Raw genomic sequence first — 23,057 nt, 5'->3', positions numbered from 1 at the left:
AATCTGATCAACCACCGCCAATTTAAAAGACAGTGAGTAATCACGCTGTGTGCGCTTTACACCTTGCTCCATCTGACTCTCCGGAAATTCGGGATGGGAGGTGTAAACCTTATTCAGGACGGGACACGGGCAATAAAAAAGCACCCTTCGGGGTGCTTTTTTGTGGCTGGCTTTCGGGCCTCTTCGCCGGCAAGGCCGGCGCCTACAGGTTGCGCATGGCTTTGTAGGAGCCCGCCTTGCCGGCGAAAGGGCCATCACTGCCCAGGCTGTGCCTGCGTCAGTACCAGCTTGCCATTCTCGTCCAGCGGGATCTGCGAACCCGGGTCGCGCTCCATGCGCACCTGCCCGGCCTTGTCGCCAATCGAATACTTCACATCGTACCCCACCACCTTCTCGCTCAGGTCATTGACCGTGTTGCAGCGGGTTTGCGTGGTGGTGTAGGTATCGCGGTTCTGCATGCCTTCCTGCACCTTGTTGCCGGCATAGCCACCACCGACGGCACCGGCCACGGTCGCGATCTTCTTGCCATTGCCGCCGCCGATCTGGTTACCCAGCAACCCACCTGCCACGGCGCCCAGCACGGTACCGGCGATCTGGTGCTGATCCTTCACCGGCGCCTGACGGGTCACCGTGACATCCTTGCAGACTTCCCGTGGCGTCTTGACGGTCTGCTTGACCGGCTGCACCGACGTCACCTGCGCGTATTGCGGCCCGCCCTTGACCAAGCTGTAGGTAGCCACGGCACCTCCGGCAGTGACACCGACAGCACCCAGCACCGCACCCACCAGCATTGACTTGTTCACGTGAACCTCCTGATTTACCTGCGGGAACACGCCCGCGCTTCTCCCAGCCTTGGAGCATAAAAAAAGGCGCGAGTTCAATACTCGCGCCTTCTTGTACCGCTCAGGACAGTGGCAAAAAGCCTTATGGACGCTCGTCCACACCCTCGGTTTTCACCGGCGGGATCAGGTCTTCACTGTTCAGGTTCAGCCAGATCAGCACCACGTTGGCGATGTAGATCGACGAGTAGGTACCGGCCATTACACCGATGAACAGTGCCAGCGAGAAGCCCCACAGGTTGTCACCACCGAAGAACAGCAGCGCCGCGATCGCCAGCAAGGTGGACACCGAGGTGGCCACGGTACGCAGCAGGGTCTGGGTGGTCGAGACGTTGATGTTCTCGATCAGCGAAGCCTTGCGCATCACGCGGAAGTTTTCCCGTACCCGGTCGAACACCACGATGGTGTCGTTGAGCGAGTAGCCGATGATCGCCAGCACCGCCGCCAGCACCGTCAGGTCGAAGGTGATCTGGAAGAACGACAGGATGCCCATGGTCACGATCACGTCGTGCACCAGCGACAGGATGGCGCCCACCGCAAACTTCCACTGGAAGCGGAAGGCCAGGTAGACCAGGATGCCGCCCAGCGCCAGCAGCATGCCCAGGCCGCCCTGGTCACGCAGTTCCTCGCCCACCTGCGGGCCGACGAACTCGACACGCTTGACCGTGGCCGGGTTGTCGGTGCTGATCTTCTGCAGCGCCTCGGCCACCTTGTTGCCCAGCATCGGGTCGTCGCCCGGCATGCGCACCAGCAGGTCGGTGGTAGCACCGAAGCTCTGCACCACGGCATCGTGGAAGCCGGACCTGACCAGCTCTTCACGAACCTCGCCAAGGTTGGCCGGGCGCTCGTAGGTCAGCTCGATGAGCGTACCGCCGGTGAAGTCCAGGCCGAAGTTGAGCCCTTTGTAGAACCAGCTGAACAGTGCCAGCACAGTCAGCAGCAGGGTGACGCCGAACGCGACGTTCCGCACACCCATGAAGTTAATGGTACGTAACATGGCAGCCCCTTATACCCACAACTTCTTGATATCCCGCCCACCGCAGGTCAGGTTGACCATTGCGCGGGTGACCATGACGGCCGTGAACATCGAGGTGAAAATCCCGAGGGACATGGTAACCGCGAAGCCCTTGACCGGACCGGTACCCATGGCGAACAGGATGCCGCCCACCAGCAGGGTGGTCAGGTTGGCATCGACGATCGCGGTGTAGGCACGGTTGAAGCCTTCGTGGATGGCGCGCTGCACCGACATGCCATTGGCCAGTTCTTCACGTATGCGCGAGAAGATCAGTACGTTGGCGTCGACCGCCATACCCATGGTCAGCACGATACCGGCAATGCCCGGCAGGGTCAGCGTAGCCCCCAGCAGCGACATCAGCGCCAGCAGCAGCACCATGTTGCCCGCCAGGGCGATGGTGGCGATCAGGCCGAAGGCACGGTAGATGGCCATGATGAACAGCGACACGAACAGCATGCCCCACAGCGATGCATCGATACCCTTGGTGATGTTGTCGGCACCCAGGCTTGGGCCAATGGTACGTTCTTCGGCGAAGTACATCGGCGCCGCCAGACCACCGGCACGCAGCAGCAGGGCCAGTTCGGACGACTCACCCTGGCCGTTCAGGCCGGTGATGCGGAACTGGCTGCCCAGCGGCGACTGGATGGTCGCCAGGCTGATGATGCGCTTCTCTTCCACGAACGACTGCACCGGCACGTCTTTCTCGACACCGTCGACCATCTGCTTGACGTAGCGGGTAACCGGACGCTGTTCGATGAAGATCACCGCCATGCTGCGCCCGACGTTGCTGCGCGTGGCGCGGCTCATCAGCTCGCCGCCGTGGCCATCCAGGCGGATGTTCACCTGCGGGCGACCCTGCTCGTCGAAGCTGGCCTGGGCGTCGGTGACCTGGTCACCGGTGATGATCAGGCCACGCTCGACCGCTGCCGGTGGGCGACCGCCCTCACGGAACTCGAAGGTCTCGGTAGTAGCCTTGGACGCACCCGGCTCGGCACCCAGACGGAACTCCAGGTTCGCGGTCTTGCCCAGGATACGCTTGGCTTCGGCGGTGTCCTGCACGCCTGGCAGCTCGACCACGATGCGGTTGGCACCCTGGCGCTGAACCAGTGGCTCGGCCACACCCAGTTCGTTGACGCGGTTACGTACCGTGGTCAGGTTCTGCTTGATCGAGTATTCACGGATTTCCGCGACCTTGGCCGGGGTAATCGCCAGACGCAGCACCGACAGGCCGTTACGCTCGGTGGTGGTCAGCTCGAAATCGTTGAAATTCTTGCGGATCAGGCTGCGAGCCTGTTCGCGGGACTGGTCATCGGAGAAGCCCAGTTGAATGCCGCCATCTTGCTGCGGCAGGCTGCGGTAGCGCACACGCTCCTTGCGCAGCAGGCTTTTGACTTCGCCTTCGTACACCTTCAGACGTGCCGCCATGGCCTTGTCCATGTCCACTTCAAGCAGGAAGTGCACACCACCGGACAGGTCCAGGCCCAGCTTCATCGGGCTTGCACCCAGGTTGCGCAGCCATTGCGGAGTGGTCGGGGCCAGGTTCAGTGCAACGACGTAGTCGTCACCCAGCGCCTTGCGCACAACGTCCTTGGCCGGCAGTTGGTCGTCCTGTTTGGCCAGACGCACCAGTGCGCCCTTGCCCTTCTCGCCCAGGCTTGCACCCTTGACCGCGATACCGGCGTCGGCCAGTGCCTTGGTGGCACGGTCCAGGTCGGCCTGGCTGACCTGCAGCGCCGTGCTGGCACCACTGACCTGAATAGCCGCGTCGTCAGGGTAGAGGTTGGGAGCGGAATAAATAAAACCGATCGCCAGTACCGCCAGGATCAGTGCGTATTTCCATAGAGGATATTTGTTCAGCATCACGCCGCCCGTTCAAGACGCGGGGCGCCTTGCGCGCCCCGTCGATTGTAGAAAATCTGAAACTTAGATCGCTTTGAGCGTGCCCTTGGGCAGGGTCGCGGCAATAGCACCCTTCTGGAACTTCAGTTCCACGGTGTCGGACACTTCCAGCACCACGAAGTCATCGGCCACTTTGACGATCTTGCCGGCAATACCGCCGTTGGTGACAACTTCGTCACCTTTCTGCAGGTTGCTCAGCAGGTTCTTCTGCTCTTTGGCGCGCTTGGCCTGTGGACGCCAGATCATCAGGTAGAAGATGACCAGGAAGCCGACCAGGAAAATCCACTCGAAGCCGGTACCGGCTGGGCCGGCGGCAGCTGCCGGGGCTGCTGCGTCCGCGTAAGCGGCAGGAATCAGAAAGCTCATTTAGCACTCCAAGTTGCAAGTTGTTGTACGTGTGTCAGGTTCGACAGAACATCAATCCAAGGGCGGCACAGGCAGCCCGCGCTTGGCGTAAAAGGCATCGACAAAGGCGGCCAATGTACCCTGTTGAATAGCCTCGCGCAAACCAGCCATCAGGCGCTGGTAATGACGCAAGTTGTGGATGGTATTCAACATGCTGCCCAACATTTCGCCGCATTTATCCAGGTGATGCAGATAAGCGCGGGAGAAGTTCTGGCAGGTGTAGCAGTCACAGGTCGGATCCAGTGGCGAATCATCATGGCGATGGAACGCGTTACGGATTTTAAGCACGCCGGTATCGACAAACAGATGACCGTTGCGCGCATTGCGCGTGGGCATCACGCAATCGAACATGTCGACGCCGCGGCGCACACCCTCAACGAGATCTTCCGGCTTGCCTACCCCCATAAGGTAACGAGGTTTGTCAGCCGGCATCATGCCCGGCAGGTAGTCCAGCACCTTGATCATCTCGTGCTTGGGCTCGCCCACCGACAGCCCGCCAATGGCCAGGCCGTCGAAGCCGATCTTGTCCAGGCCCTCGAGCGAACGCTCGCGCAGGTTGCGGTGCATGCCGCCCTGCACGATGCCGAACAGCGCCGCGGTGCTGTCGCCGTGGGCGTTCTTGGAGCGCTGGGCCCAGCGCAGCGACAGCTCCATGGAGATGCGCGCCACATCTTCATCGGCCGGGTACGGGGTGCACTCGTCGAAAATCATCACCACGTCCGAGCCCAGGTCGCGCTGCACCTGCATCGACTCTTCCGGGCCCATGAACACCTTGGAGCCGTCCACCGGGGAGGCGAAGGTCACGCCCTCCTCCTTGATCTTGCGCATCGCGCCCAGGCTGAACACCTGGAAGCCGCCGGAGTCGGTGAGGATCGGGCCCTGCCACTTCATGAAGTCGTGCAGGTCGCCGTGGGCCTTGATCACCTCGGTGCCCGGGCGCAGCCACAGGTGGAAGGTGTTGCCCAGGATCATCTGCGCGCCGATGGCCTCGATGTCGCGCGGCAGCATGCCCTTGACCGTGCCATAGGTGCCCACCGGCATGAAGGCCGGGGTTTCGACCACGCCCCGGGGGAATGTCAGGCGGCCGCGACGGGCCTTGCCGTCGGTGGCCAGCAACTCGAAGGACATACGACAGGTGCGACTCATGCTTGATCCTCGGGCCCGCGTGGCGCCGGATTGCGGGTGATGAACATGGCATCACCGTAACTGAAGAAGCGGTAGCCGTTTTCCACCGCTGCGGCGTAGGCAGCCATGGTCTCGGGGTAACCGGCGAAGGCCGAAACCAGCATCAGCAGCGTGGATTCGGGCAAATGGAAGTTGGTCACCAGGGCGTCGACCACGTGGAACGGGCGGCCCGGGAAAATAAAGATGTCGGTATCGCCGCTGAACGGCTTGAGCGTACCGTCGCGCGCCGCGCTTTCCAGCGAGCGCACGCTGGTGGTGCCGACCGCGATCACCCGCCCGCCGCGCGCCCGGCATTCGGCCACGGCGTCCACCACGTCCTGGCCCACTTCGAGCCACTCTTTATGCATGTGGTGATCTTCGATGCGCTCCACGCGCACCGGCTGGAAGGTGCCGGCGCCCACGTGCAGGGTGACGAAGGCGGTGCTCACGCCCTTTTCGGCGATCTTGCCCATCAGCTCTTCATCGAAGTGCAGGCCGGCGGTGGGCGCGGCCACGGCGCCAGAGCGCTGCGCATAGACCGTCTGATAGCGCTCGCGGTCGGCGCCTTCGTCGGGGCGGTCTATATAAGGAGGCAACGGCATGTGCCCGACGCGGTCGAGCAGTGGCAGCACCTCTTCGGTGAAGCGCAGCTCGAACAGCGCGTCGTGGCGCGCGACCATCTCGGCTTCGCCGCCGCCGTCGATCAGCAGCTGGGTGCCTGGCTTGGGCGACTTGCTAGAGCGCACGTGGGCGAGCACGCGATGGCTGTCGAGCACGCGCTCGATGAGGATCTCCAGCTTGCCGCCGGAGGCCTTCTGGCCGAACAGTCGGGCCGGGATCACCCGGGTGTTGTTGAACAACATCAGATCGCCCGGGCGCAGGTGCTCGAGCAGGTCGGTGAACTGGCGATGCGCGAGCGCGCCGGTAGGCCCGTCGAGGGTCAACAGCCGGCTGCTGCGCCGTTCAGCCAGTGGATGGCGGGCGATCAGGGAATCTGGAAGCTCAAAGGAGAAATCGGCGACGCGCATGATGGTGATCGGTTTGACAGGGCCGCAAAGTTTAGCGGAAAGCGGCAAAATTGACCATGAAAGCTGATTGACCAACGGTAGGCGCCTCACTATACTTCGCCGCCACAAGCCCTGATGGCGGAATTGGTAGACGCGGCGGATTCAAAATCCGTTTTCGAAAGGAGTGGGAGTTCGAGTCTCCCTCGGGGCACCATACAAATCCTTGTAAATCAAGGACTTAGAGAAGGGGTAGAAAGAAATTTCTACCCCTTTTTCTATCCAGAAAATCTGTTCTTCTCAAACCCATTTCCCTCGGAAAATGCGGCCCCAAAGCGTTACACCACGCGAAGCCAAGATCATACAAACCCACAAAAGGAAATAGATTTTATGGGTATTCAAGAACCTTCGCGTCTCCGGCAAGGTCGTTTTTTGTGGTTGAACGTGTTCAAGCATGAAAATTGAGCACGGGTCTAACCCTAACTTTTAATTTTTGACAGCTACCATCCAACCCTACATATATTTTCAATCTACCATTGACACAATATTTCGTTGCATTAAGCCATTATTTGACTGTCATCGAAATTAAAAGACCGAACAAATCAAGCATTCAACAATGCTTGGCAACTGTATAGCAGGCATTGAAAAGGCCACCTTGAAAGGCAGCCTGATAATTATCGACCATTATACGAACGCGGTCTATCTTCTCTTCATCGACCTCAAATCAACAAAAACACCGATGTGCTTTATTGTCGTTTACACATTTCAAAAAACAGTGCCATCATCCAAGGCAGACTTCAACTCGCTCTTGTAATTACTCTTATTAAAACTGTCGACTTTCTTGTAAGTATTCAGCTTTTCAGGAGAGCGATATTGCGTATCACTTGCGAACGATTGAAAGGTGTCATCGCCAACCATTCTTATATGCATTTGAAGCTCCCTTGAATCATAGCCATAAAACTCAACAAAACCGGGAATTTGACTTTGACGTGCAACCATCAACGCTTCTTTGACTGGCTTGTCATAGAGATAGAATGTAGCAGTCACCATAATGGCACCCCCGGATTCAGTATTGTTCTTACCGAATTGGGGATTCACATAAGGGGTGAACACGACCCCACCATCCATAGCCTTGGTTTGTCCTAGCCATTTACGTTCTTTAATCGCACTGATTGTCTTATTGATAGGTCCAGAATACTCAACGCTTCTTCTGTCTTTATCAAGCTCGACGTGTTCAAAGGTTTCTGCTGATGCTGTGCACGCAAAAGCGGCAACCAACGATGCCAGCACAAAGCTTTTAATTTTTTCCATCTTTTCCTTATCCATTCAGTTGAATCGCGAGAGCCAAGTCTTGCTGGCAAGGCAAAATGCTATCACCATTTGAGCAATAGTTAAACGCCAGCATTCCAACATCGCGGGGATGCAATATATTTAAGATTGGAACTTTTATGCGAGTTCTTCAAGTGCTTTCCTTCGCAATACCTGTCAACAGTCATCCGCAACAAACCCTCTGCTTTATGACCTACCCATGAAATGATGACAAGGTTTTTTACATCTGCACGCTCTAATGTAGCAAATACGGTTTTTCGTATGCGGTGGAAAACACATCGCTTATCACAGCCCAACTCTGTTTTGGATGTTCTTACCGAATGGCTTCCAAACCCATTACTATTTCGATGTACATAGCCGTCCAACGACGACTACGCAACACCCATAAAGCCCGCTGACTGCGGGCTTTTTAGTCTCTGGGGTTTCATCCCCTTCCCTGGCAAGTCAACGCTTCAGCGCCAACAATCCAATTGCCCCTGCGCACGAGTGCTGAAGATCGTCAGCAGCTCGCCCAGTGTATGCGGTGGCGGTTCGGCAGCGCGGGTCACCGCGTACAGGGTGATCGGCAACGCTGGAGCCAGGGGGCGAATGGCGGTGGCCCCAGGCGACGCGCTGAGGGCGGTGAAGGGATCGATCACCGCCAGCCCTGCACCGGATTCGACCATCGCCCTGGCCAGTGAATAGGTTTGCACCGCGATGCTCACCCGTGGCGGCGGCTCTACCGCCTCGAGATAGCTGTCGAGGCGGGCCGACAGCGGATCGGCACTGGACAGCCCGATCAGCGGCGCGTCGGCCAGGGCCTGCAGCGGCAGCGGCTTGCCTTCTTCCTCCTGGGGCCAGTAACCGGCCGGCGCCAACGCCACCAACACCCCACTGGCCAGCGCCTGGGCCTTGAGCCCCGGGTGATCGGGTAGTTGCAGGGTCAGGGCGACATCGATTTCGCGCATCAGCAGGTTCTGCACCAGCTCGCGGCTATGGGCACTGGACAGCTCGCAGGCGATCTCCGGATAGCGTTGCGTCCATTCATGAATGGCCGGCGGCAACAACGACAGGGCCAGTGCCGGGGTCGCGCCGATCCGCAGGCTGTGGCCCGGCTCGCGGCGCAGGCTCTGGGCCAGGCGTCGCACCCCTTGCAGGCTTTCGGTGACCTTGTCGACCTCACGCTCCAGCTCCAGCGCTTCCGGGGTGGCCTGGAGTTTGCCGCGCACCCGTAGAAACAACGGGAAACCCAGATGCTGCTCAGCGTGTTGCAGCACTTTGGTCACGGCGGGTTGGGAGACGTGCAGTAACTGCGCGGCAGCGCTGACCGACCCGGTCTGGCGGATGGCCTGGAAGATCTCGATGTGGCGAAGGCGCATGGCGAGTCCATAACCTTTGTTTATGGGATGACCATCTTTATTCATTGTTCGGCGCCTGTCACCTGGCTCTAACCTCGGTCTCGTCTCAACCACGGCTAAGGACTGACATGGCTCAGCGTGTATGCATCATCGGCGGCGGCGTCATTGGCCTGGCAACGGCTTACGCACTGGTGCGCGATGGCATTGAGGTGACCCTGGTCGAGGCGCGGGATTCGCTGGGCAGTGAAACCAGTTTTGCCAATGGCGGCCAGTTGTCCTATCGCTACGTGGCGCCCCTGGCCGATGCCGGCGTGCCATTGCAGGCCATCGGCTGGATGCTGCGCGGTGACTCACCGTTGAAGCTGCGCCCCCGCCTGGACCCGGCGCAGTGGCGCTGGATGGCGTCCTTTCTGGGGGCCTGTCGCTCCTCCGTCAACCGCACTAATGCAGCCCACCTGCTGCGCCTGGCGTTGTTCAGCCAGGCCACCCTGCAGGCCTGGCGCGAAGACGATGCCCTGGACGGTTTCCACTGGCGGCGCAATGGCAAGCTGGTGACCTTTCGCAACACCGCGAGCTTCGAGCACGCCCGCCACAGGCTGGCCGCCCCCCAGCAACAGCAGGTGCTGTCGTCTGCCGACTGCGCCCGCCTGGACCCGGCGCTGGCCGATGCCCCCTTTATCGGCGCGATCTACACCCCCGATGAAGAGGTCGGTGACTGCCACGGCTTCTGCCAGCAACTGGCGGCGCGTTTGCGGGCCTCGGGCCGTTGCGAGTTCCGCCTGGGCCAGGCCGTGACCGGTATTCGCCAGGCCAATGGCATGGTGAGCGCAATTGAACTGGGGGATGAAGTGCTGCCAGTGGAGCATCTGATGATTGCCGCCGGCCATCGCAGCCCACTGCTGACGTTGCCAGGGGTGCACCTGCCCCTGTACCCGCTCAAGGGCTATAGCCTCACCGTGCCGATCGGCGCCCACCACCGGGCCCCGGATCTGAGCATCACTGACTATGACCGCAAGATCGTCTACGCCCGCATCGGCGAGCAACTGCGGGTAGCGGCCATGGTCGACATCGTCGGCTTTGAACCGGCGCTGGACCCCAAGCGGCTGGCCCTGATCAAGCGCCAGGCGCGTGACACCTTCGCCAATGCCGGCGACTACGAGCAGGCCATCGAGTGGGCCGGTATGCGCCCGGCGACCCCTAGCGGCGTGCCGCTGCTGGGCGCAACGGCGTATCGCAACCTGTGGCTCAACCTCGGCCATGGTGCCCTGGGCTTCACCCTGGCCTGCGGCAGTGCGCAGTTGCTCGGCGAGCTGATCGGCCAGCGCCGCCCCTCCATTGATCTGCAGGGCTTTGCGCCCCGTGTGGCCTGAAATTACCCAAGAGAAGGACTATCCGATGACCATCAGCCGCATCCAGACCAATCCACGCTTGTCCGCTGCCGTGACCTTTGGCGACCTGGTGTTTCTCTCCGGCCAAGTACCGGGTGATGCCACCGACGCCGCTGGCCAGACTCGCCAGGTGCTGGCAAAAATCGACGCACTGTTGGCCGAGGCGGGCAGCGACAAGGATCACCTGCTCAGCGCGACCATTTACCTGAAGGACATTGGTGAGGATTTCGCGGCGATGAACTACGTATGGTCGGACTGGTTGTCGCCTGGCCAGGCACCGAGTCGCACGACCTTGCAGGCCGAGCTGGCCCGCCCGCAGGTGCGAGTCGAAATCAGCGTTATCGCGGCCCGCCGCTAAGCAATCCATCACCCACAACGGAGAATAACAATGCAAAAAATCACGTTGCTCGGCTGCACCCTGGGCATATTGCTCGGCACTCAAGTGCAGGCTGAAGAAACCTCGCTGGGGCCGACCCTGAGCAAGATTGCCAGTACCAACAGCATTACCCTGGGTTATCGCGATGCGTCGGTACCCTTCTCCTACGTGGGCGATCACTCGGGTCAACCGATGGGTTACTCGGTGGACCTGGCGAACAAGATCGTCGAGCGCGTGCAGCAAAAGCTCGCGGCGCCCCAGCTCAAGGTCAAGTACAACCTGGTGACTTCGCAAACCCGCATTCCGCTGGTGCAGAACGGCACGGTCGACCTGGAATGTGGCTCGACCGGCGTGACCGCTGAGCGGCAAAAACAGGTGGCGTTTTCCTACGGCTTCATCTACGTAAAAGGTCAGTTGCTGACCGCCAACGACAGTGGGATCAAGAGCTTCGCCGACCTGCGCGGCAAGAACGTGGTGACCACCGCCGGCACCACCAACGAGCGCTATCTGAAGAGCTACAACATCGATAACAAGATCGACATGTTCGTGATCAGCGCCAAGGACCACGGCGAAGCCTTCCAGCTGTTGCAGTCCGGTCGGGCAGCGGCGTTCTACATGGACGATGCGTTGCTCTACGGCGAGCGCGCCAAGGCTCGCGATCCGCACAAGTGGGTAGTGGTTGGGGAGGAGCAGTCTCGGGAAATCTACAGCTGCATGGTGCGCAAGGACGATCCGCAATTCCTCGCACTGGTGAATTCGACACTGGGCGAGCTGTACAGCTCGGGGGAGATCAACGGGATCTACCAGCGCTGGTTTGAGCAGCCGATCCCGCCAAAAGGCTTGAACCTCGAGTTCCCGATGACCAGTGAACTCAAGGCGATCATTGCCAAGCCGGTGAGTGATCCGGTGCAGTAGCGATCAGTGCCCTGCCCCTTCAGCAGCAACGCTGGCGCCTACACCGTCTCGCGCTCCCCTGTAGGCGCCAGCCTTGCTGTCGAATGCGCCCGCCAAGGCCACTTCACGAACCCCGCCCCCAGCGCCGCCAGAATCAACCCGATCGAAACCGCCTCGTGCGCATCCACCCGGTGCCCCAGCAGCACCATCGACCCTGCCACCCCGAATACCGGGATCAGCAACGACAACGGCGCCACCTTCGACACCGGGTACTCACGCAGCAGCAGGTTCCAACCCCAGTAACAGAAGTGTGTCGCCGCATACACCTGGAACACCAGCGAAAACACCGCCACCCACCCCACCTGCGCAGCCACCCCGGTGAACGGCGCGTTGCCATGCATCAGCCAGGTGAGCAGCACCAGCGGCAGCGGTGCGAACAGGCTCGCCCACACCACAAAGGCAAACATCTCGCGCACCTTCGAGCGCTTGATGATGACATTGCCCACACTCCAGCTGAACGCACTCACCAGCAACAAGCCATAACCCACCACCGAGCCATCGCCGGGCCTGCCATCGATGATGGACACCAGCCCCAGCACTGCCAGCCCCACCCCGACGCCCTGCCCCACGCCAAGGCGTTCGCGAAACAGCAACACGCCCCAACCCAGGGTGAAAAACGCACTGAACTGCACCAGCAACGCCGCCGTGCCCGGCGGCACGCCCAGCTCGATTCCCAGGTTGATCAACGCCCACATCGCCACGCCAAAGATCAACCCGTACGCGGCCACCCAGCCCAGGCCGACCGCCGGGCGCCGGATGAAGAACACCCACGGCAACGCCGCCAGGGTGAATCGCAACGCCGTCAACAGCAGCGGGTCAATTGCGGCCAGGCCGAGCTTGGTGATGGGAAAGTTGAACCCCCACACCGCCGTCACCAGCACGGCCAGGGCCAGATGTTTCTTTTGCATGGCGTACCTATCCCGAAAGTCAGGGCGCCACTATGCGCAATGAGCACACTGGCTCGCTTGCACTATCAGGTCATAGATCATTAAATTCGGGCCATGCGCGAAATCGACATCGACCCCTATGAACACACCCCCCGCGACGCCGTGGTCACAGCCAACGACTATGACGACGGGCAGCACTTTGCCTTGCATACCCATCAGCGTGGGCAGTTCGCCTATGCTGCCTGCGGGGTGATCACGGTGTTCACCCGCCAGGGCAACTGGGTGGTGCCGCCGCAGCGGGCCATCTGGGTGCCCGCAGGCGTGCCCCACGAGATGAGCATGAACGGCCCGGTGACGATGCTGAACACCTATGTGCGCCAGCCTGCCGCCACCCGCCTCGGCCTGCCCGAACACTGCCAGGTGTTCGGTGTGTCGACGCTGCTGCGCCAACTGCTGCTGCGCGCCCGGGAGGTGCCGGCGCTGTATGCCGAAGGCAGCCGCGAGGGCTACCTGATGAACCTGCTGCTGCACGAGATTGCCGACATGCCGGCGCTGTCGCTGAATGCACCGCTGCCCAGCGAACCCAGGCTCGCCCGGGCCTGCCAGCACTTGCTGGCACAGCCCTCGCTGGATACAGGGATCGATGACATGGCCCGCCAGGTGGGCATGAGCCGGCGCACCTTCACCCGGCTGTTTCGCCAGCACACCGGCATCAGCTTCGTGGCATGGCGACAGCAGGCATGCCTGATGGCGGCGGTGGTGCGCCTGGGCAATGGCGAGGCGATCACGCGGGTGGCGACGGACCTTGGCTACAGCAGCCCCAGTGCGTTCACCAGTGTGTTCCGGCGCGTGCTGGGCGCGGCGCCCAGCCAGTACTTCGCCAACGCGGCAAGTTGATGCAACACGATTCGCTGCAACCCAAGCAGTAGCGCGCCAGGCCTACACAGATAGCCAACTGTCTGCCCAGCAACTGTTGCCCCAGCAACAGCCAGCCAACAAAAACCTCCCGCACCAACACCATTGCCACCTCACTACCGCGCCAGGCCCAGCAAAAACGGGGCCTGCGACTGTGGTACGGCTCTTGCTCAAGCCTGGGTAACGCTCTGAGCGCAGGGCCACACCACAGGACGCACACATGACCGCAGCACTCAAGGTCGTCGCCGTTTCCGGCGGCGCCTATCGCCCCTCACGCACCCTGGCACTGACCGAGGCGATCGTCGCCGAGCTGGGCAAGCACCTGCACATCGACGCCCAGCTCATCGAGCTGAGCGAGATCGCCCGCCCGGTAGGCGGCGCCCTGTCGCGCGCCGAACTGCCGGCCACGGTCGAACAGCAGCTGCAGGCCATCGAGCATGCCGACCTGCTGATCGTTGCCTCGCCGGTTTACCGCGGCTCGTACCCCGGCCTGCTCAAGCACCTGTTCGACCTGGTGGGCCAGGACAGCCTGATCGACACCCCGGTGCTGCTGGCCGCCACCGGTGGCAGCCCGCTGCATGCGCTGGTGATCGACCACCAGCTGCGCCCGCTGTTCAGCTTCTTCCAGGCGCTGACCCTGCCCATCGGCGTGTATGGCAGCGAAGGCGACCTGCAGAACTACCAGGTCAGCAGCCCGGTGCTGCAAGCCCGTGTCAGCCTGGCCGCCGAGCGTGCCGCACCGTTCTTCGCCGCCCACGCCCACAGCCAGCGCAAGCTCGCCAGCGGGGCCGAACGATGAACGTGTTCTGGTTCCTGCCCACCCACGGCGACGGTCATTTCCTCGGCACCAGCGACGGCGCGCGCCCGGTCACCCTCAACTACCTCAAGCAGATCGCCCAGGCCGCCGATGGCCTGGGCTACCACGGCGTGCTGATCCCCACCGGCCGCTCGTGCGAGGACTCCTGGGTGGTCGCCTCGGCCCTGGCGCCGCTGACCGAACGCCTGCGCTATCTGGTGGCGATACGCCCCGGCATCATCTCGCCCACCGTGTCGGCGCGCATGACCGCCACCCTCGACCGCCTGTCCGGCGGGCGCCTGCTGATCAACGTGGTCACCGGCGGCGACCCCGACGAGAACCGCGGCGATGGCATCCACCTCAGCCACAGCGAACGCTACGAGGTCACCGACGAGTTCCTGCGTATCTGGCGCCGCGTACTGCAAGGCGAGTCGGTGGATTTCGAGGGCAAGCACTTCAAGGTCGAGAACGCCAAGGCGCTCTACCCACCGGTACAAAAGCCCTACCCGCCGCTGTACTTCGGTGGCTCGTCCGACGCCGCCCATGACCTGGCCGCCGAACAGCTGGACGTGTACCTCACCTGGGGCGAGCCGCCCGCCGCCGTTGCCGAGAAGATCGCCGATGTGCGCGCCCGCGCCGCCAGGCACGGGCGCACGGTGAGGTTCGGCATCCGCCTGCACGTGATCGTGCGCGAAACCGCCGAAGAGGCCTGGCAGGCCGCCGACCGCCTGATCGCGCACATCAGCGACGACACCATCGCCGCGGCGCAACAGTCCTTCGCGCGCTTCGACTCCGAAGGCCAACGGCGCATGGCTGCCCTGCACGGCGGTCGCCGCGACCAGCTGGAGATCGCCCCCAACCTGTGGGCCGGTGTGGGCCTGGTACGGGGCGGCGCCGGCACCGCGCTGGTGGGCGACCCGCAACAGGTGGCCGCGCGCATCAAGGAATACGCCGACCTGGGCATCGAAAGCTTCATCTTCTCCGGCTACCCGCACCTGGAGGAAGCCTACCGCTTCGCCGAGCTGGTGTTCCCGCTGCTGCCAGAACCCTACGCCAGCCTGGCCGGGCGCGGCGTCACCAACCTGACCGGGCCGTTCGGCGAAATGATCGCCAACGATGTGCTGCCCAAGGCGCAGACCGCATGAGTGCCAAGCAACCGGAACCCACCCTGCTCAGCCCGCTGCAGGCCGCGCGCGCGCTGGCCGCCGAGTTCGCACTGACCGCCGCCGAACGCGACGAGCGCGGCGGCACACCCAAGGCCGAGCGTGACGCCATTCGCCACAGCGGCCTCTTGGCCCTGAGCATTCCCACGCAGTTCGGCGGCATGGGCGCCAGCTGGGGCGAAACCCTGAACATCGTGCGCGAGTTCGCTCGGGTCGACAGCTCCATCGCCCACGTGTTCGGCTTCCAGCACCTGATGCTGGCCACCGTGCGCCTGTTCTCCAGCCCCGACCAGTGGCAGCCCTGGTTCGAACAGACCGCCCGCAAGAACTGGTTCTGGGGCAATGCCCTGAACCCGCTCGACACCCGCACCGTGGTCAAGAAGTACGACGGCTGGCGCGAATTCTCGGGCAAGAAGAGCTTCTGCTCCGGCGCCAGCGACTCGGAAATGCTGATCGCCTCGGCGGTGGATGAAAGCGCCGGCGGCAAGTTGCTGATCGCCGCCATCCCCACGGCACGTACCGGCATCACCCTGCATGGCGACTGGAACAACATGGGCCAGCGCCAGACCGACAGCGGCAGCGCCACCTTCGAGCGCGTGCGCGTCGAGGAATCCGAACTGCTGCTCGACCCCGGCCCGCTGAGCACTCCGTTCGCCTGCCTGCGCCCGCTGATCGCGCAACTGCACTTTGCGCACATCTTCCTCGGCATCGCCGAAGGTGCGCTGGAAGAGGCACGCCAATACACGCTCAAGGAAGGGCGACCGTGGTTCAAGTCCAACGCCCGGCATGTCAGCGAAGACCCGTACATCCTGCGCCACTACGGCGACTTCTGGGTGGGCCTGGAAGGCGTTCGGCTGCTGGCCGAACGCGCCTGCAACCAGCTCGACGAAGCCTGGCACAAGGGCCCCACGCTGAGCAGCGACGAGCGCGGGCAACTGGCGCTGTCCATCGCCGCGGCCAAGGTGGCGGCCACCCGCACCGGCCTGGACCTGTGCAACCGCCTGTTCGAAGTGACCGGCGCGCGCGCCACGCATGCCTCGCTGCGCTTCGATCGCTACTGGCGCAACCTGCGCACCCAGACCCTGCACGACCCGGTGGACTACAAGGTCCACGAGCTGGGTGACTGGGCCCTGAACCGGACGGTGCCCGCCCCGTCCTTCTACTCCTGAGGGCTGCCCATGCACCTGTTGACGCTCCCGCCATCGCCAACCCTGGCCACCTCGATCAGGGCCACCGCACAGGTGTTCGAAGACCCGAGGTCGCAGGCGCTGCTCGCCCACCTGCAGCAGGTCGCGCCGAGTGAGGCCAGCGTGCTGATCATTGGCGAAACCGGTACGGGCAAGGAGCTGGTGGCGCGACATATCCACAACCTCAGCCGGCGCCACCACGGGCCGTTCGTGGCGGTCAACTGCGGGGCGTTCTCCGAGTCGCTGGTCGAGGCCGAACTGTTCGGCCACGAAAAGGGCGCCTTCACCGGCGCCCTGGCGTCCAAGGCCGGCTGGTTCGAGGAAGCCGACGGCGGCACGCTGTTTCTCGACGAGATCGGCGACCTGCCGATGGCCATCCAGGTCAAGCTGCTGCGTGTGCTGCAGGAGCGCGAAGTGGTGCGCCTGGGGTCGCGCAAGAGCATCCCGATCAACGTGCGCGTGCTGGCCGCCACCAACGTGCAGCTGGAAAAGGCGATCAACGCCGGGCACTTTCGCGAAGACCTGTTCTACCGCCTCAACGTGGTCAGCCTGCAGTTGTACCCGCTGCGCGAGCGCCCCGGCGATATCCTGCCGCTGACCCGCCACTTCATGGCCAGCTACAGCGCCCGCCTGGGCTATGGCGATGTGCAGTTGAGCAGCGAGGCCGAGCACAAGCTGGCCAGCTACGACTGGCCGGGCAACATCCGCGAGCTGGAAAACGTCATCCACCACACCCTGCTGATCTGCCATGACGGCGTGATCCAGCAGGACGACCTGCGCCTGTCCAACCTGCGCATCGAGCGGCCCGAGGGCACACCCGCCCCGGACACATCCGCCAACGCCCTGTTGCAGCGCGCGTTTCAGAAGCTGTTCGAAGAAGAGCACGGCGCGCTGCATGAAAAGGTCGAGGAGGCGCTGCTGCGCAGTGCCTACCGCTTCTGCCACTACAACCAGGTGCACACCGCGCGCCTGCTCGGCCTGAGCCGCAACGTCACCCGTGCCCTGCTGATCCGCATCGGCGAACTGGTGGTGAACAAGCGCCAGCCGCCACCGGAGCCGAACGCCACACGCGTCATCAACCTGTCGATCTGACCCAGACTTGCCCCAGCAAGCAGCGACTTCACCCACCTTGCGTTGCACGCCGTCCCGGCCGGGGCGGTGGCCCATTCTTCCTGCAACGAGCACCCCACCATGAGCCTCGATATCTTCTGGTTTCTGCCCACCTCCGGCGACACCCGCTACCTCGGCCACTCCGCCAGCGGGCGCCCGGCCACCAACGCCTACATGCGCCAGATTGCCGTGGCCGCCGAGAACCTCGGCTATGACGGCATTCTCATCCCCACCGGCAGCAGCTGCCTCGACCCCTGGGTCACCGCCGCCAGCCTGGTGCCGGTGACCCACCGCCTCAAGCTGCTGGTGGCCCTGCGCACCTCGCTGGGCAACCCCACCGCGTCGGCGCGCCAGGCCGCCACCCTCGACCAGGCCAGCGGCGGACGCCTGCTGCTCAACGTGGTGCCCGGCGGCGATGCCACCGAGCTGGCCGCCGATGGCGTGTTTCTCGCGCACGACCAGCGCTACGACGCCGCCGACGAATTCCTCACCGTGTGGCGCCAGCTGCTCAGTGGCGAACGGGTCGACTTTCACGGCGAGCACCTGCGGGTGGAGGGCGCGCAGAACTTCTTCGCGCCGGTGCAGACGCCCTACCCGCCGCTGTACTTCGGTGGCTCGTCAGCCGCCGCGCACGAGCTGGCGGCCAGGCATGTGGACGCCTACCTGACCTGGGGCGAGCCACCCGCCGCGGTGGCCGAAAAGATCGCCGACGTGCGCGCCCGTGCCGCCCGCCACGGGCGCACGGTGCAGTTTGGCGTGCGCCTGCATGTGATCGTGCGTGAAACCAGTGAACAGGCCTGGGCGGCGGCCGAGGAACTGATCAGCCACCTGGACGAGGCCACCATCGCCGCCGCACAGGCCAACTACGCCAGCATGGATTCCGAAGGCCAGCGGCGCATGGCCGCGCTGCACGGCGGGCGCCGCGACCAACTGGAAGTCTCGCCCAACCTGTGGGCCGGGGTCGGCCTGGTGCGTGGCGGCGCCGGCACCGCACTGGTCGGCGACCCGGCCACTGTGGCGGCACGGCTGCAGGAGTACGTCGCCCTGGGCGTGGACCGCTTCGTGCTGTCGGGCTACCCGCACCTGGAGGAAGCCTACCGCTTCGCCGAACTGGTGTTCCCGCTGCTGCCCGGCAAAAGCAAGGTGACGGTGGATGGCGCCTTCACCGGGGGCGCCTTCGACGTGCGTGCCGGCCAGGCCAGGCCCGCCGCCAGCCAGTAACGGGCAGGGCCCGGGCTACCCGGTGCAGGCGGGTCGGCTCAGGCCCGTGCGGCCACCCGCTCGACGCTGTCGGCCACTGTGCGGGCCTGCTGCAGCACCTGCGCACACACCTGTTCAGGGGCCTCCACGCGCACGCGCAGACGGCCAAGGATACGCCCCTGGATACGCTCGATATTGGCCTGCACCAGGTGGGTCGGGTACCCCAGTGCCGCGCTGATCGCGCTCAGCTCCGGCGCCTGGCCACGGGCCCCGGTGTAATGCAGGTCGAGCAGCCAGTCGCCGGCGCTGGCTGGGGCCAGGTCATGGGCGCCGCCAGGGTGCAGGGTGCGCAGCAGGGTGCGGGTCACCTCGTGGCACGGGCAGCCGAACACCCGCCACACCTCGCCCTGCTCCACCACCTCGCCCGCCTCCAGCACCACCACGCGGTCGCACAGCTCGCGGATCACTTCCATCTCGTGGGTAATCAGCACGATGGTCAGGTTCAGGCGCCGGTTGATATCGCGTAGCAGCGCCAGAATCGACTGGGTGCTTTGCGGGTCCAGCGCCGAGGTCGCCTCGTCGCACAGCAGCAGGTCGGGCTGCAGCACCAGCGCCCGGGCGATGCCGACGCGCTGCTTCTGGCCACCGGACAGCTGTGCGGGGAAGGCATCGCGCTTGTCCTCCAGGCCCACCAGTTGCAGCATCTCGCTCACCCGCCGCTCGCGCTCGGCGCGGCCAATGCCGGCCAGCTTGAGCGGCAGGCCGATGTTCTCGCCGACGGTTTTCACCGACATCAGGTTGAAGTGCTGGAAGATCATGCCGGTGCGCTGGCGCTGACGGGCCAGTTGCGCGGTGTCGTAGCCGGCGATGTCCTCGCCGTCGATCAGCACCTGGCCGTTGCTGGGTTGCTCCAGGCGGTTGAGCGAACGCAGCAGCGACGACTTGCCCGCGCCGCTGCGCCCGATGATGCCGAACACCTCGCCCCGGCGTATCTCCAGGTTGATGTCACGCAGCGCATGCACAGTGCGCTCGCGCCCCGGGTACTGCTTGCCGAGCCCCACCAGGCGGATATGCACGGCGCCTGCCAGCGGCTGTTGATTGAAACTGACCATGGATCAAGGCCTGCCCTGCGAAGGATGCGATTCGACCAAGGCCCGCGCTGTCGCCAGCGCGGGCCACCGGGGCTCAGAAGCCGGGCACTATCTGGCCCTTGTAGCGGGTCAGGATGAAGTCGCGCACCTGTGGCGAGTTCAGCGCCTTGGCCAGCTTCTGGATGCGCGGGTCATCGATGTTGTCGGGGCGTGCGACCAGGTACTCCACGTACAGGTCCTTGCCCTTCTCCACGATCAGCGCGCTGCTGGTATCGATGCCCGCCTCCAGCGCGTAGTTGGCGAAGACGAACGCCAGGTCCACCTGGTTCACCGCACGGGCCAGCAGCGCGCCTTCGAGTTCGCGAATCTTCAGGAGCCTTGGGTTGGCCGCGATGTCGCGCTGGGTCGCCAGGGTGTTGCTCGGGTCCTTGAGGGTTATCAGCCCGGCTTCGTGCAGCAGCACCAGGGCACGCCCGGCGTTGACCGGGTCGTTGGGGATGGCGACGCTGGCACCGTCCTTGAGCTCGGCGATGCTCCTGATGCGGGTGGAGTACGCACCGAAAGGCTCGATGTGCACGCCCACCACCGGCACCAGGTCGGTCTTGCGGGTGGCGTTGAATTCGTCGAGGAACGGCCGGTACTGGTAGTAGTTGGCGTCCAGGTTCTTCTCGGCCAGTTGCAGGTTGGGCTGGATGAAATCGCTGAACACCTTGATGTCCAGGTCCACGCCTTCGGCCGCCAGCGCCGGTTTGACGAACTCGAGGATCTCGGCATGCGGCACCGGGGTGGCGCCCACCACCAGTTTCTCGTTGGCGTGCGCCGACAGCGACAGCACGGCGGCCAGTACGGCCAGGGTCTTCTTCATGGGCTTGCTCCTGAACAGGTAGAACATTGGCCGCCGTGGGATACGTGGGCCGGCGGCAGCGAAACCCGGCTGCCGCTGACGGGAAACACAATTCAACGCCGGGTGAAGCGCCGCACCAGCCGGTCGCCACTCACCTGCAGCACCTGCACCAGTACGATCAGCAGCAGCACGGTCACCACCATCACGTCGGTCTGAAAGCGCTGGTAGCCGAAGCGGATCGCCAGGTCGCCCAGGCCGCCGCCACCGACCACGCCGGCCATCGCCGTGTAGTCCACCAGCACGATGGCGGTCACCGTCACCGCCGCAATCAGGCCGGTGCGCGCCTCGGGCAGCACGGTGTGCCACACGATCTGCCAGGTGCTGCCACCCATCGACTGGGTGGCCTCCACCAGGCCGCGGTCGACCTCGCGCAGGGCGATTTCCACCAGCCGCGCAAAGAACGGCGTACAGCCGATCACCAGCGGAGGTATGGCGCCGGGCACGCCCAGCGAAGTACCGGCCACCACCTGGGTGAGCGGGATCAGCACAATCAGCAGGATGATGAACGGCATCGAACGCAGCACGTTCACCACCACCGACAGCACGCGGTACACCAGCGGCGAGGCCAGCAACTGGCGCTGGCCGGTGAGGTACAGCAGCACCCCCAGCGGCAGCCCCATCAGCACCGTGAAACCCAGCGCTACGCCGAGCATGCTCAAGGTGTCGAGGCAGGCCTGGCCCACCTCGGGCCAGTTGACATGGGCCAGCAGCTCGCTCATTGCCCAGCGCCCCTGCGCAGCGCGGCGGCCGGGTGCGGCGCGCCCAGCCGGTCACCTGCGTCGAACAGCTTGTTGCGCAGCGTGCCCTGGGCGTAATCGCGCTTGAACAGGCCACGGGCCTGCAGCTCGGGCACCAGCAGGTCGACCACCGCCTCGAAGGTTTCCGGGGCCACCACGCTGGCCAGGTTGAAGCCGTCCACGTCGGTCTCTTGCACCCATTCCTGCAACTGGTCGGCCACCGTCTGCGCCGAGCCCACCAGCACCGGGCCGTCGCCACCGATGGCGCAATAGTCGGCAATTTCGGCGGTGGTCCAAGTGCGGCTGGGGTCGGCACGGGTGAAGGCTTCCACCGCCGACTGGATCGCATCGCTCTGCACTTCGCGCAGCACCTGGTCGCTCTGGTACTGGGCGAAGTCGATGCCGGTCCAGCCCGACATCAGCGTCAGCGCACCGCTGGCGCTGGCGTACTCGCGGTACTCGCGCAGGCGCGCCAGGGCCTGTTCATCGGTGGGGGCGACAATCACCGTAAGCTGCTCCAGCACCAGGATATCGCCCGGTGCGCGGCCGGCCGCCACCGCCGCAGCGCGCACCTGCGCCACCTGGTTCTTGAGCACCGTCTTGCTCGGCGCAGCAACGAACACGCACTCGGCGTTGGCCGCCGCAAACGCCCTGCCGCGCGTCGAGGCACCGGCCTGGTACAGCACCGGGGTGCGCTGGGGCGAAGGCTCGCACAGGTGAAAGCCCGGCACCTGGAAGAACTCGCCCTGGTGGCCGATGCCGTGCACCTTGGCCGGGTCGGCATACACCCCGCTGGCGCGGTCGGCGCGCACGGCGTCGTCTTCCCAGCTGGCCTCCCACAGCTTGTAGCAGACCTGCAGGTACTCCTCGGCCAGGGCGTAGCGCTGGTCATGCGACAGCTGTTCGCGCTGGTCAAGGTTGCGCGCCCCGCTGGACAGGTACGAGGTGACGATGTTCCAGCCGGCGCGGCCACGGGTCAGGTGGTCGAGCGTGGACATGCGCCGGGCAAACGGGTACGGGTGCTCGAACGACACCGAGGCGGTCACGCCAAACCCCAGGTGCTCGGTGACGGCGGCCATGGCCGGCACCAGCTGCAGCGGGTCGTTGACCGGCACCTGCGCAGCCGTACGCAGCGCCTCGTCGGCGTTGCCGCCGTACACGTCGTAGGCGCCCAGCACATCGGCGATGAACAACCCGTCGATCTTGCCGCGCTCCAGGGTCCTGGCCAGCTCGGTCCAGTAGTGGATGTCGGTGTAGCGCGTGGCCTGGTCACGCGGATGGCGCCACAAGCCCGGCGACAGGTGGCCGACGGTGTTCATGGCAAAGGCATTGAGGCGTATCTGCTTGGGCATGGTGG

Annotated in this window: 22 protein-coding genes and 1 tRNA gene; 10 read left to right on the top strand and 13 right to left on the bottom strand. The window is 64.0% G+C overall.

The annotated features are described in order from the left end of the window. Nucleotides 1–254: 254 nt before the first annotated feature. The 6 genes from QMX96_RS11580 to queA form a co-directional block, all read right to left on the bottom strand. On the bottom strand, nt 255–803 hold the full coding sequence (locus QMX96_RS11580) for a glycine zipper 2TM domain-containing protein (protein WP_043864458.1): 549 nt from the start codon (nt 801–803) through the stop codon (nt 255–257). Nucleotides 804–924: 121 nt separating this feature from the next. Continuing rightward, entirely contained in the window at nt 925–1,836 is a 912-nt protein-coding gene (secF, locus tag QMX96_RS11575; RefSeq protein WP_043864457.1) for a protein translocase subunit SecF, read from the bottom strand. Between the two features lie 9 nt (nt 1,837–1,845). Then, nucleotides 1,846–3,714, bottom strand: coding sequence for a protein translocase subunit SecD (secD, locus tag QMX96_RS11570; RefSeq protein WP_054916607.1), 1,869 nt, complete (start codon nt 3,712–3,714; stop codon nt 1,846–1,848). 63 nt (nt 3,715–3,777) lie between these two features. Next, nucleotides 3,778–4,119, bottom strand: a complete 342-nt coding sequence (gene yajC / locus QMX96_RS11565) for a preprotein translocase subunit YajC (protein ID WP_043864455.1) — start codon at nt 4,117–4,119, stop codon at nt 3,778–3,780. A 51-nt stretch (nt 4,120–4,170) separates the two neighbouring features. Beyond that, the gene (gene tgt, locus QMX96_RS11560; protein ID WP_162484886.1) at nt 4,171–5,286 is read right to left on the bottom strand and encodes a tRNA guanosine(34) transglycosylase Tgt; all 1,116 of its coding nucleotides are present in this window, start codon (nt 5,284–5,286) and stop codon (nt 4,171–4,173) included. Nucleotides 5,287–5,300: 14 nt separating this feature from the next. After that, nucleotides 5,301–6,350, bottom strand: coding sequence for a tRNA preQ1(34) S-adenosylmethionine ribosyltransferase-isomerase QueA (gene queA / locus QMX96_RS11555; protein WP_282361816.1), 1,050 nt, complete (start codon nt 6,348–6,350; stop codon nt 5,301–5,303). A 108-nt stretch (nt 6,351–6,458) separates the two neighbouring features. On the opposite strand from queA, the gene QMX96_RS11550 reads away from it, so the two are divergent. Next, nucleotides 6,459–6,543 (top strand) — tRNA-Leu (locus QMX96_RS11550). 548 nt (nt 6,544–7,091) lie between these two features. Here the strand turns inward: QMX96_RS11550 and QMX96_RS11545 are convergent. Continuing rightward, nucleotides 7,092–7,652, bottom strand: coding sequence for a hypothetical protein (locus QMX96_RS11545; protein WP_282361815.1), 561 nt, complete (start codon nt 7,650–7,652; stop codon nt 7,092–7,094). A gap of 455 nt (nt 7,653–8,107) precedes the next feature. Next, a complete protein-coding gene (locus QMX96_RS11540; RefSeq protein WP_275730638.1) occupies nt 8,108–9,013 on the bottom strand; it encodes a LysR substrate-binding domain-containing protein in 906 nt (301 codons plus the stop codon). A gap of 62 nt (nt 9,014–9,075) precedes the next feature. Between QMX96_RS11540 and QMX96_RS11535 the strand changes: the two genes are divergently transcribed. The 3 genes from QMX96_RS11535 to QMX96_RS11525 are packed head-to-tail and all read left to right on the top strand — an operon-like array spanning nt 9,076 to nt 11,671. After that, the gene (locus QMX96_RS11535; RefSeq protein WP_282361817.1) at nt 9,076–10,362 is read left to right on the top strand and encodes a D-amino acid dehydrogenase; all 1,287 of its coding nucleotides are present in this window, start codon (nt 9,076–9,078) and stop codon (nt 10,360–10,362) included. A 25-nt stretch (nt 10,363–10,387) separates the two neighbouring features. Next, entirely contained in the window at nt 10,388–10,738 is a 351-nt protein-coding gene (locus QMX96_RS11530; RefSeq protein ID WP_043864449.1) for a RidA family protein, read from the top strand. Between the two features lie 30 nt (nt 10,739–10,768). Beyond that, nucleotides 10,769–11,671 carry a transporter substrate-binding domain-containing protein gene (locus QMX96_RS11525; RefSeq protein ID WP_054916324.1) on the top strand — a complete coding sequence of 301 codons (903 nt, stop codon included), beginning with the start codon at nt 10,769–10,771 and terminating at the stop codon, nt 11,669–11,671. 38 nt (nt 11,672–11,709) lie between these two features. Here QMX96_RS11525 and QMX96_RS11520 read toward each other — a convergent pair whose 3' ends face one another. After that, on the bottom strand, nt 11,710–12,618 hold the full coding sequence (locus QMX96_RS11520) for an EamA family transporter (RefSeq protein ID WP_275730631.1): 909 nt from the start codon (nt 12,616–12,618) through the stop codon (nt 11,710–11,712). A gap of 93 nt (nt 12,619–12,711) precedes the next feature. On the opposite strand from QMX96_RS11520, the gene QMX96_RS11515 reads away from it, so the two are divergent. The 6 genes from QMX96_RS11515 (at nt 12,712) to ssuD (QMX96_RS11490) (ending at nt 18,989) form a co-directional block, all read left to right on the top strand. After that, nucleotides 12,712–13,494, top strand: coding sequence for a helix-turn-helix transcriptional regulator (locus QMX96_RS11515; RefSeq protein ID WP_282361814.1), 783 nt, complete (start codon nt 12,712–12,714; stop codon nt 13,492–13,494). A 238-nt stretch (nt 13,495–13,732) separates the two neighbouring features. After that, nucleotides 13,733–14,311 carry an FMN reductase gene (msuE, locus tag QMX96_RS11510; protein ID WP_043864443.1) on the top strand — a complete coding sequence of 193 codons (579 nt, stop codon included), beginning with the start codon at nt 13,733–13,735 and terminating at the stop codon, nt 14,309–14,311. Beyond that, nucleotides 14,308–15,453 carry an FMNH2-dependent alkanesulfonate monooxygenase gene (gene ssuD / locus QMX96_RS11505; protein WP_275730624.1) on the top strand — a complete coding sequence of 382 codons (1,146 nt, stop codon included), beginning with the start codon at nt 14,308–14,310 and terminating at the stop codon, nt 15,451–15,453. Before msuE ends, ssuD (QMX96_RS11505) begins: the two co-directional genes overlap by 4 nt. Next, complete coding sequence (locus QMX96_RS11500) at nt 15,450–16,640, top strand: acyl-CoA dehydrogenase family protein (protein WP_058541402.1); 1,191 nt, start codon at nt 15,450–15,452, stop codon at nt 16,638–16,640. The genes ssuD (QMX96_RS11505) and QMX96_RS11500 overlap by 4 nt, the downstream gene beginning before the upstream one ends. 9 nt (nt 16,641–16,649) lie before the next feature. Continuing rightward, the gene (locus QMX96_RS11495) at nt 16,650–17,750 is read left to right on the top strand and encodes a sigma-54 dependent transcriptional regulator (protein ID WP_043864440.1); all 1,101 of its coding nucleotides are present in this window, start codon (nt 16,650–16,652) and stop codon (nt 17,748–17,750) included. A 99-nt stretch (nt 17,751–17,849) separates the two neighbouring features. Continuing rightward, complete coding sequence (gene ssuD, locus QMX96_RS11490; RefSeq protein WP_282361813.1) at nt 17,850–18,989, top strand: FMNH2-dependent alkanesulfonate monooxygenase; 1,140 nt, start codon at nt 17,850–17,852, stop codon at nt 18,987–18,989. A 38-nt stretch (nt 18,990–19,027) separates the two neighbouring features. Here the strand turns inward: ssuD (QMX96_RS11490) and QMX96_RS11485 are convergent, their stop codons facing one another. From QMX96_RS11485 to QMX96_RS11470, 4 genes are all read right to left on the bottom strand, one after another. Beyond that, nucleotides 19,028–20,080: a methionine ABC transporter ATP-binding protein gene (locus QMX96_RS11485; protein ID WP_058541401.1), complete on the bottom strand. Its 1,053-nt coding sequence runs from the start codon at nt 20,078–20,080 to the stop codon at nt 19,028–19,030. Nucleotides 20,081–20,153: 73 nt separating this feature from the next. After that, nucleotides 20,154–20,924 carry a MetQ/NlpA family ABC transporter substrate-binding protein gene (locus QMX96_RS11480; protein WP_282361812.1) on the bottom strand — a complete coding sequence of 257 codons (771 nt, stop codon included), beginning with the start codon at nt 20,922–20,924 and terminating at the stop codon, nt 20,154–20,156. A 92-nt stretch (nt 20,925–21,016) separates the two neighbouring features. Then, nucleotides 21,017–21,682 carry a methionine ABC transporter permease gene (locus QMX96_RS11475; RefSeq protein ID WP_054916316.1) on the bottom strand — a complete coding sequence of 222 codons (666 nt, stop codon included), beginning with the start codon at nt 21,680–21,682 and terminating at the stop codon, nt 21,017–21,019. Then, the gene (locus QMX96_RS11470; protein WP_282361811.1) at nt 21,679–23,052 is read right to left on the bottom strand and encodes an LLM class flavin-dependent oxidoreductase; all 1,374 of its coding nucleotides are present in this window, start codon (nt 23,050–23,052) and stop codon (nt 21,679–21,681) included. The genes QMX96_RS11475 and QMX96_RS11470 overlap by 4 nt, the downstream gene beginning before the upstream one ends. Nucleotides 23,053–23,057: the final 5 nt, after the last annotated feature.

This window comes from Pseudomonas sp. PS01300 (genome assembly GCF_029960155.1).
Classification (GTDB): Bacteria; Pseudomonadota; Gammaproteobacteria; order Pseudomonadales; family Pseudomonadaceae; genus Aquipseudomonas; species Aquipseudomonas palmensis.
This window is presented reverse-complemented; position numbering and strand designations above follow the sequence as displayed.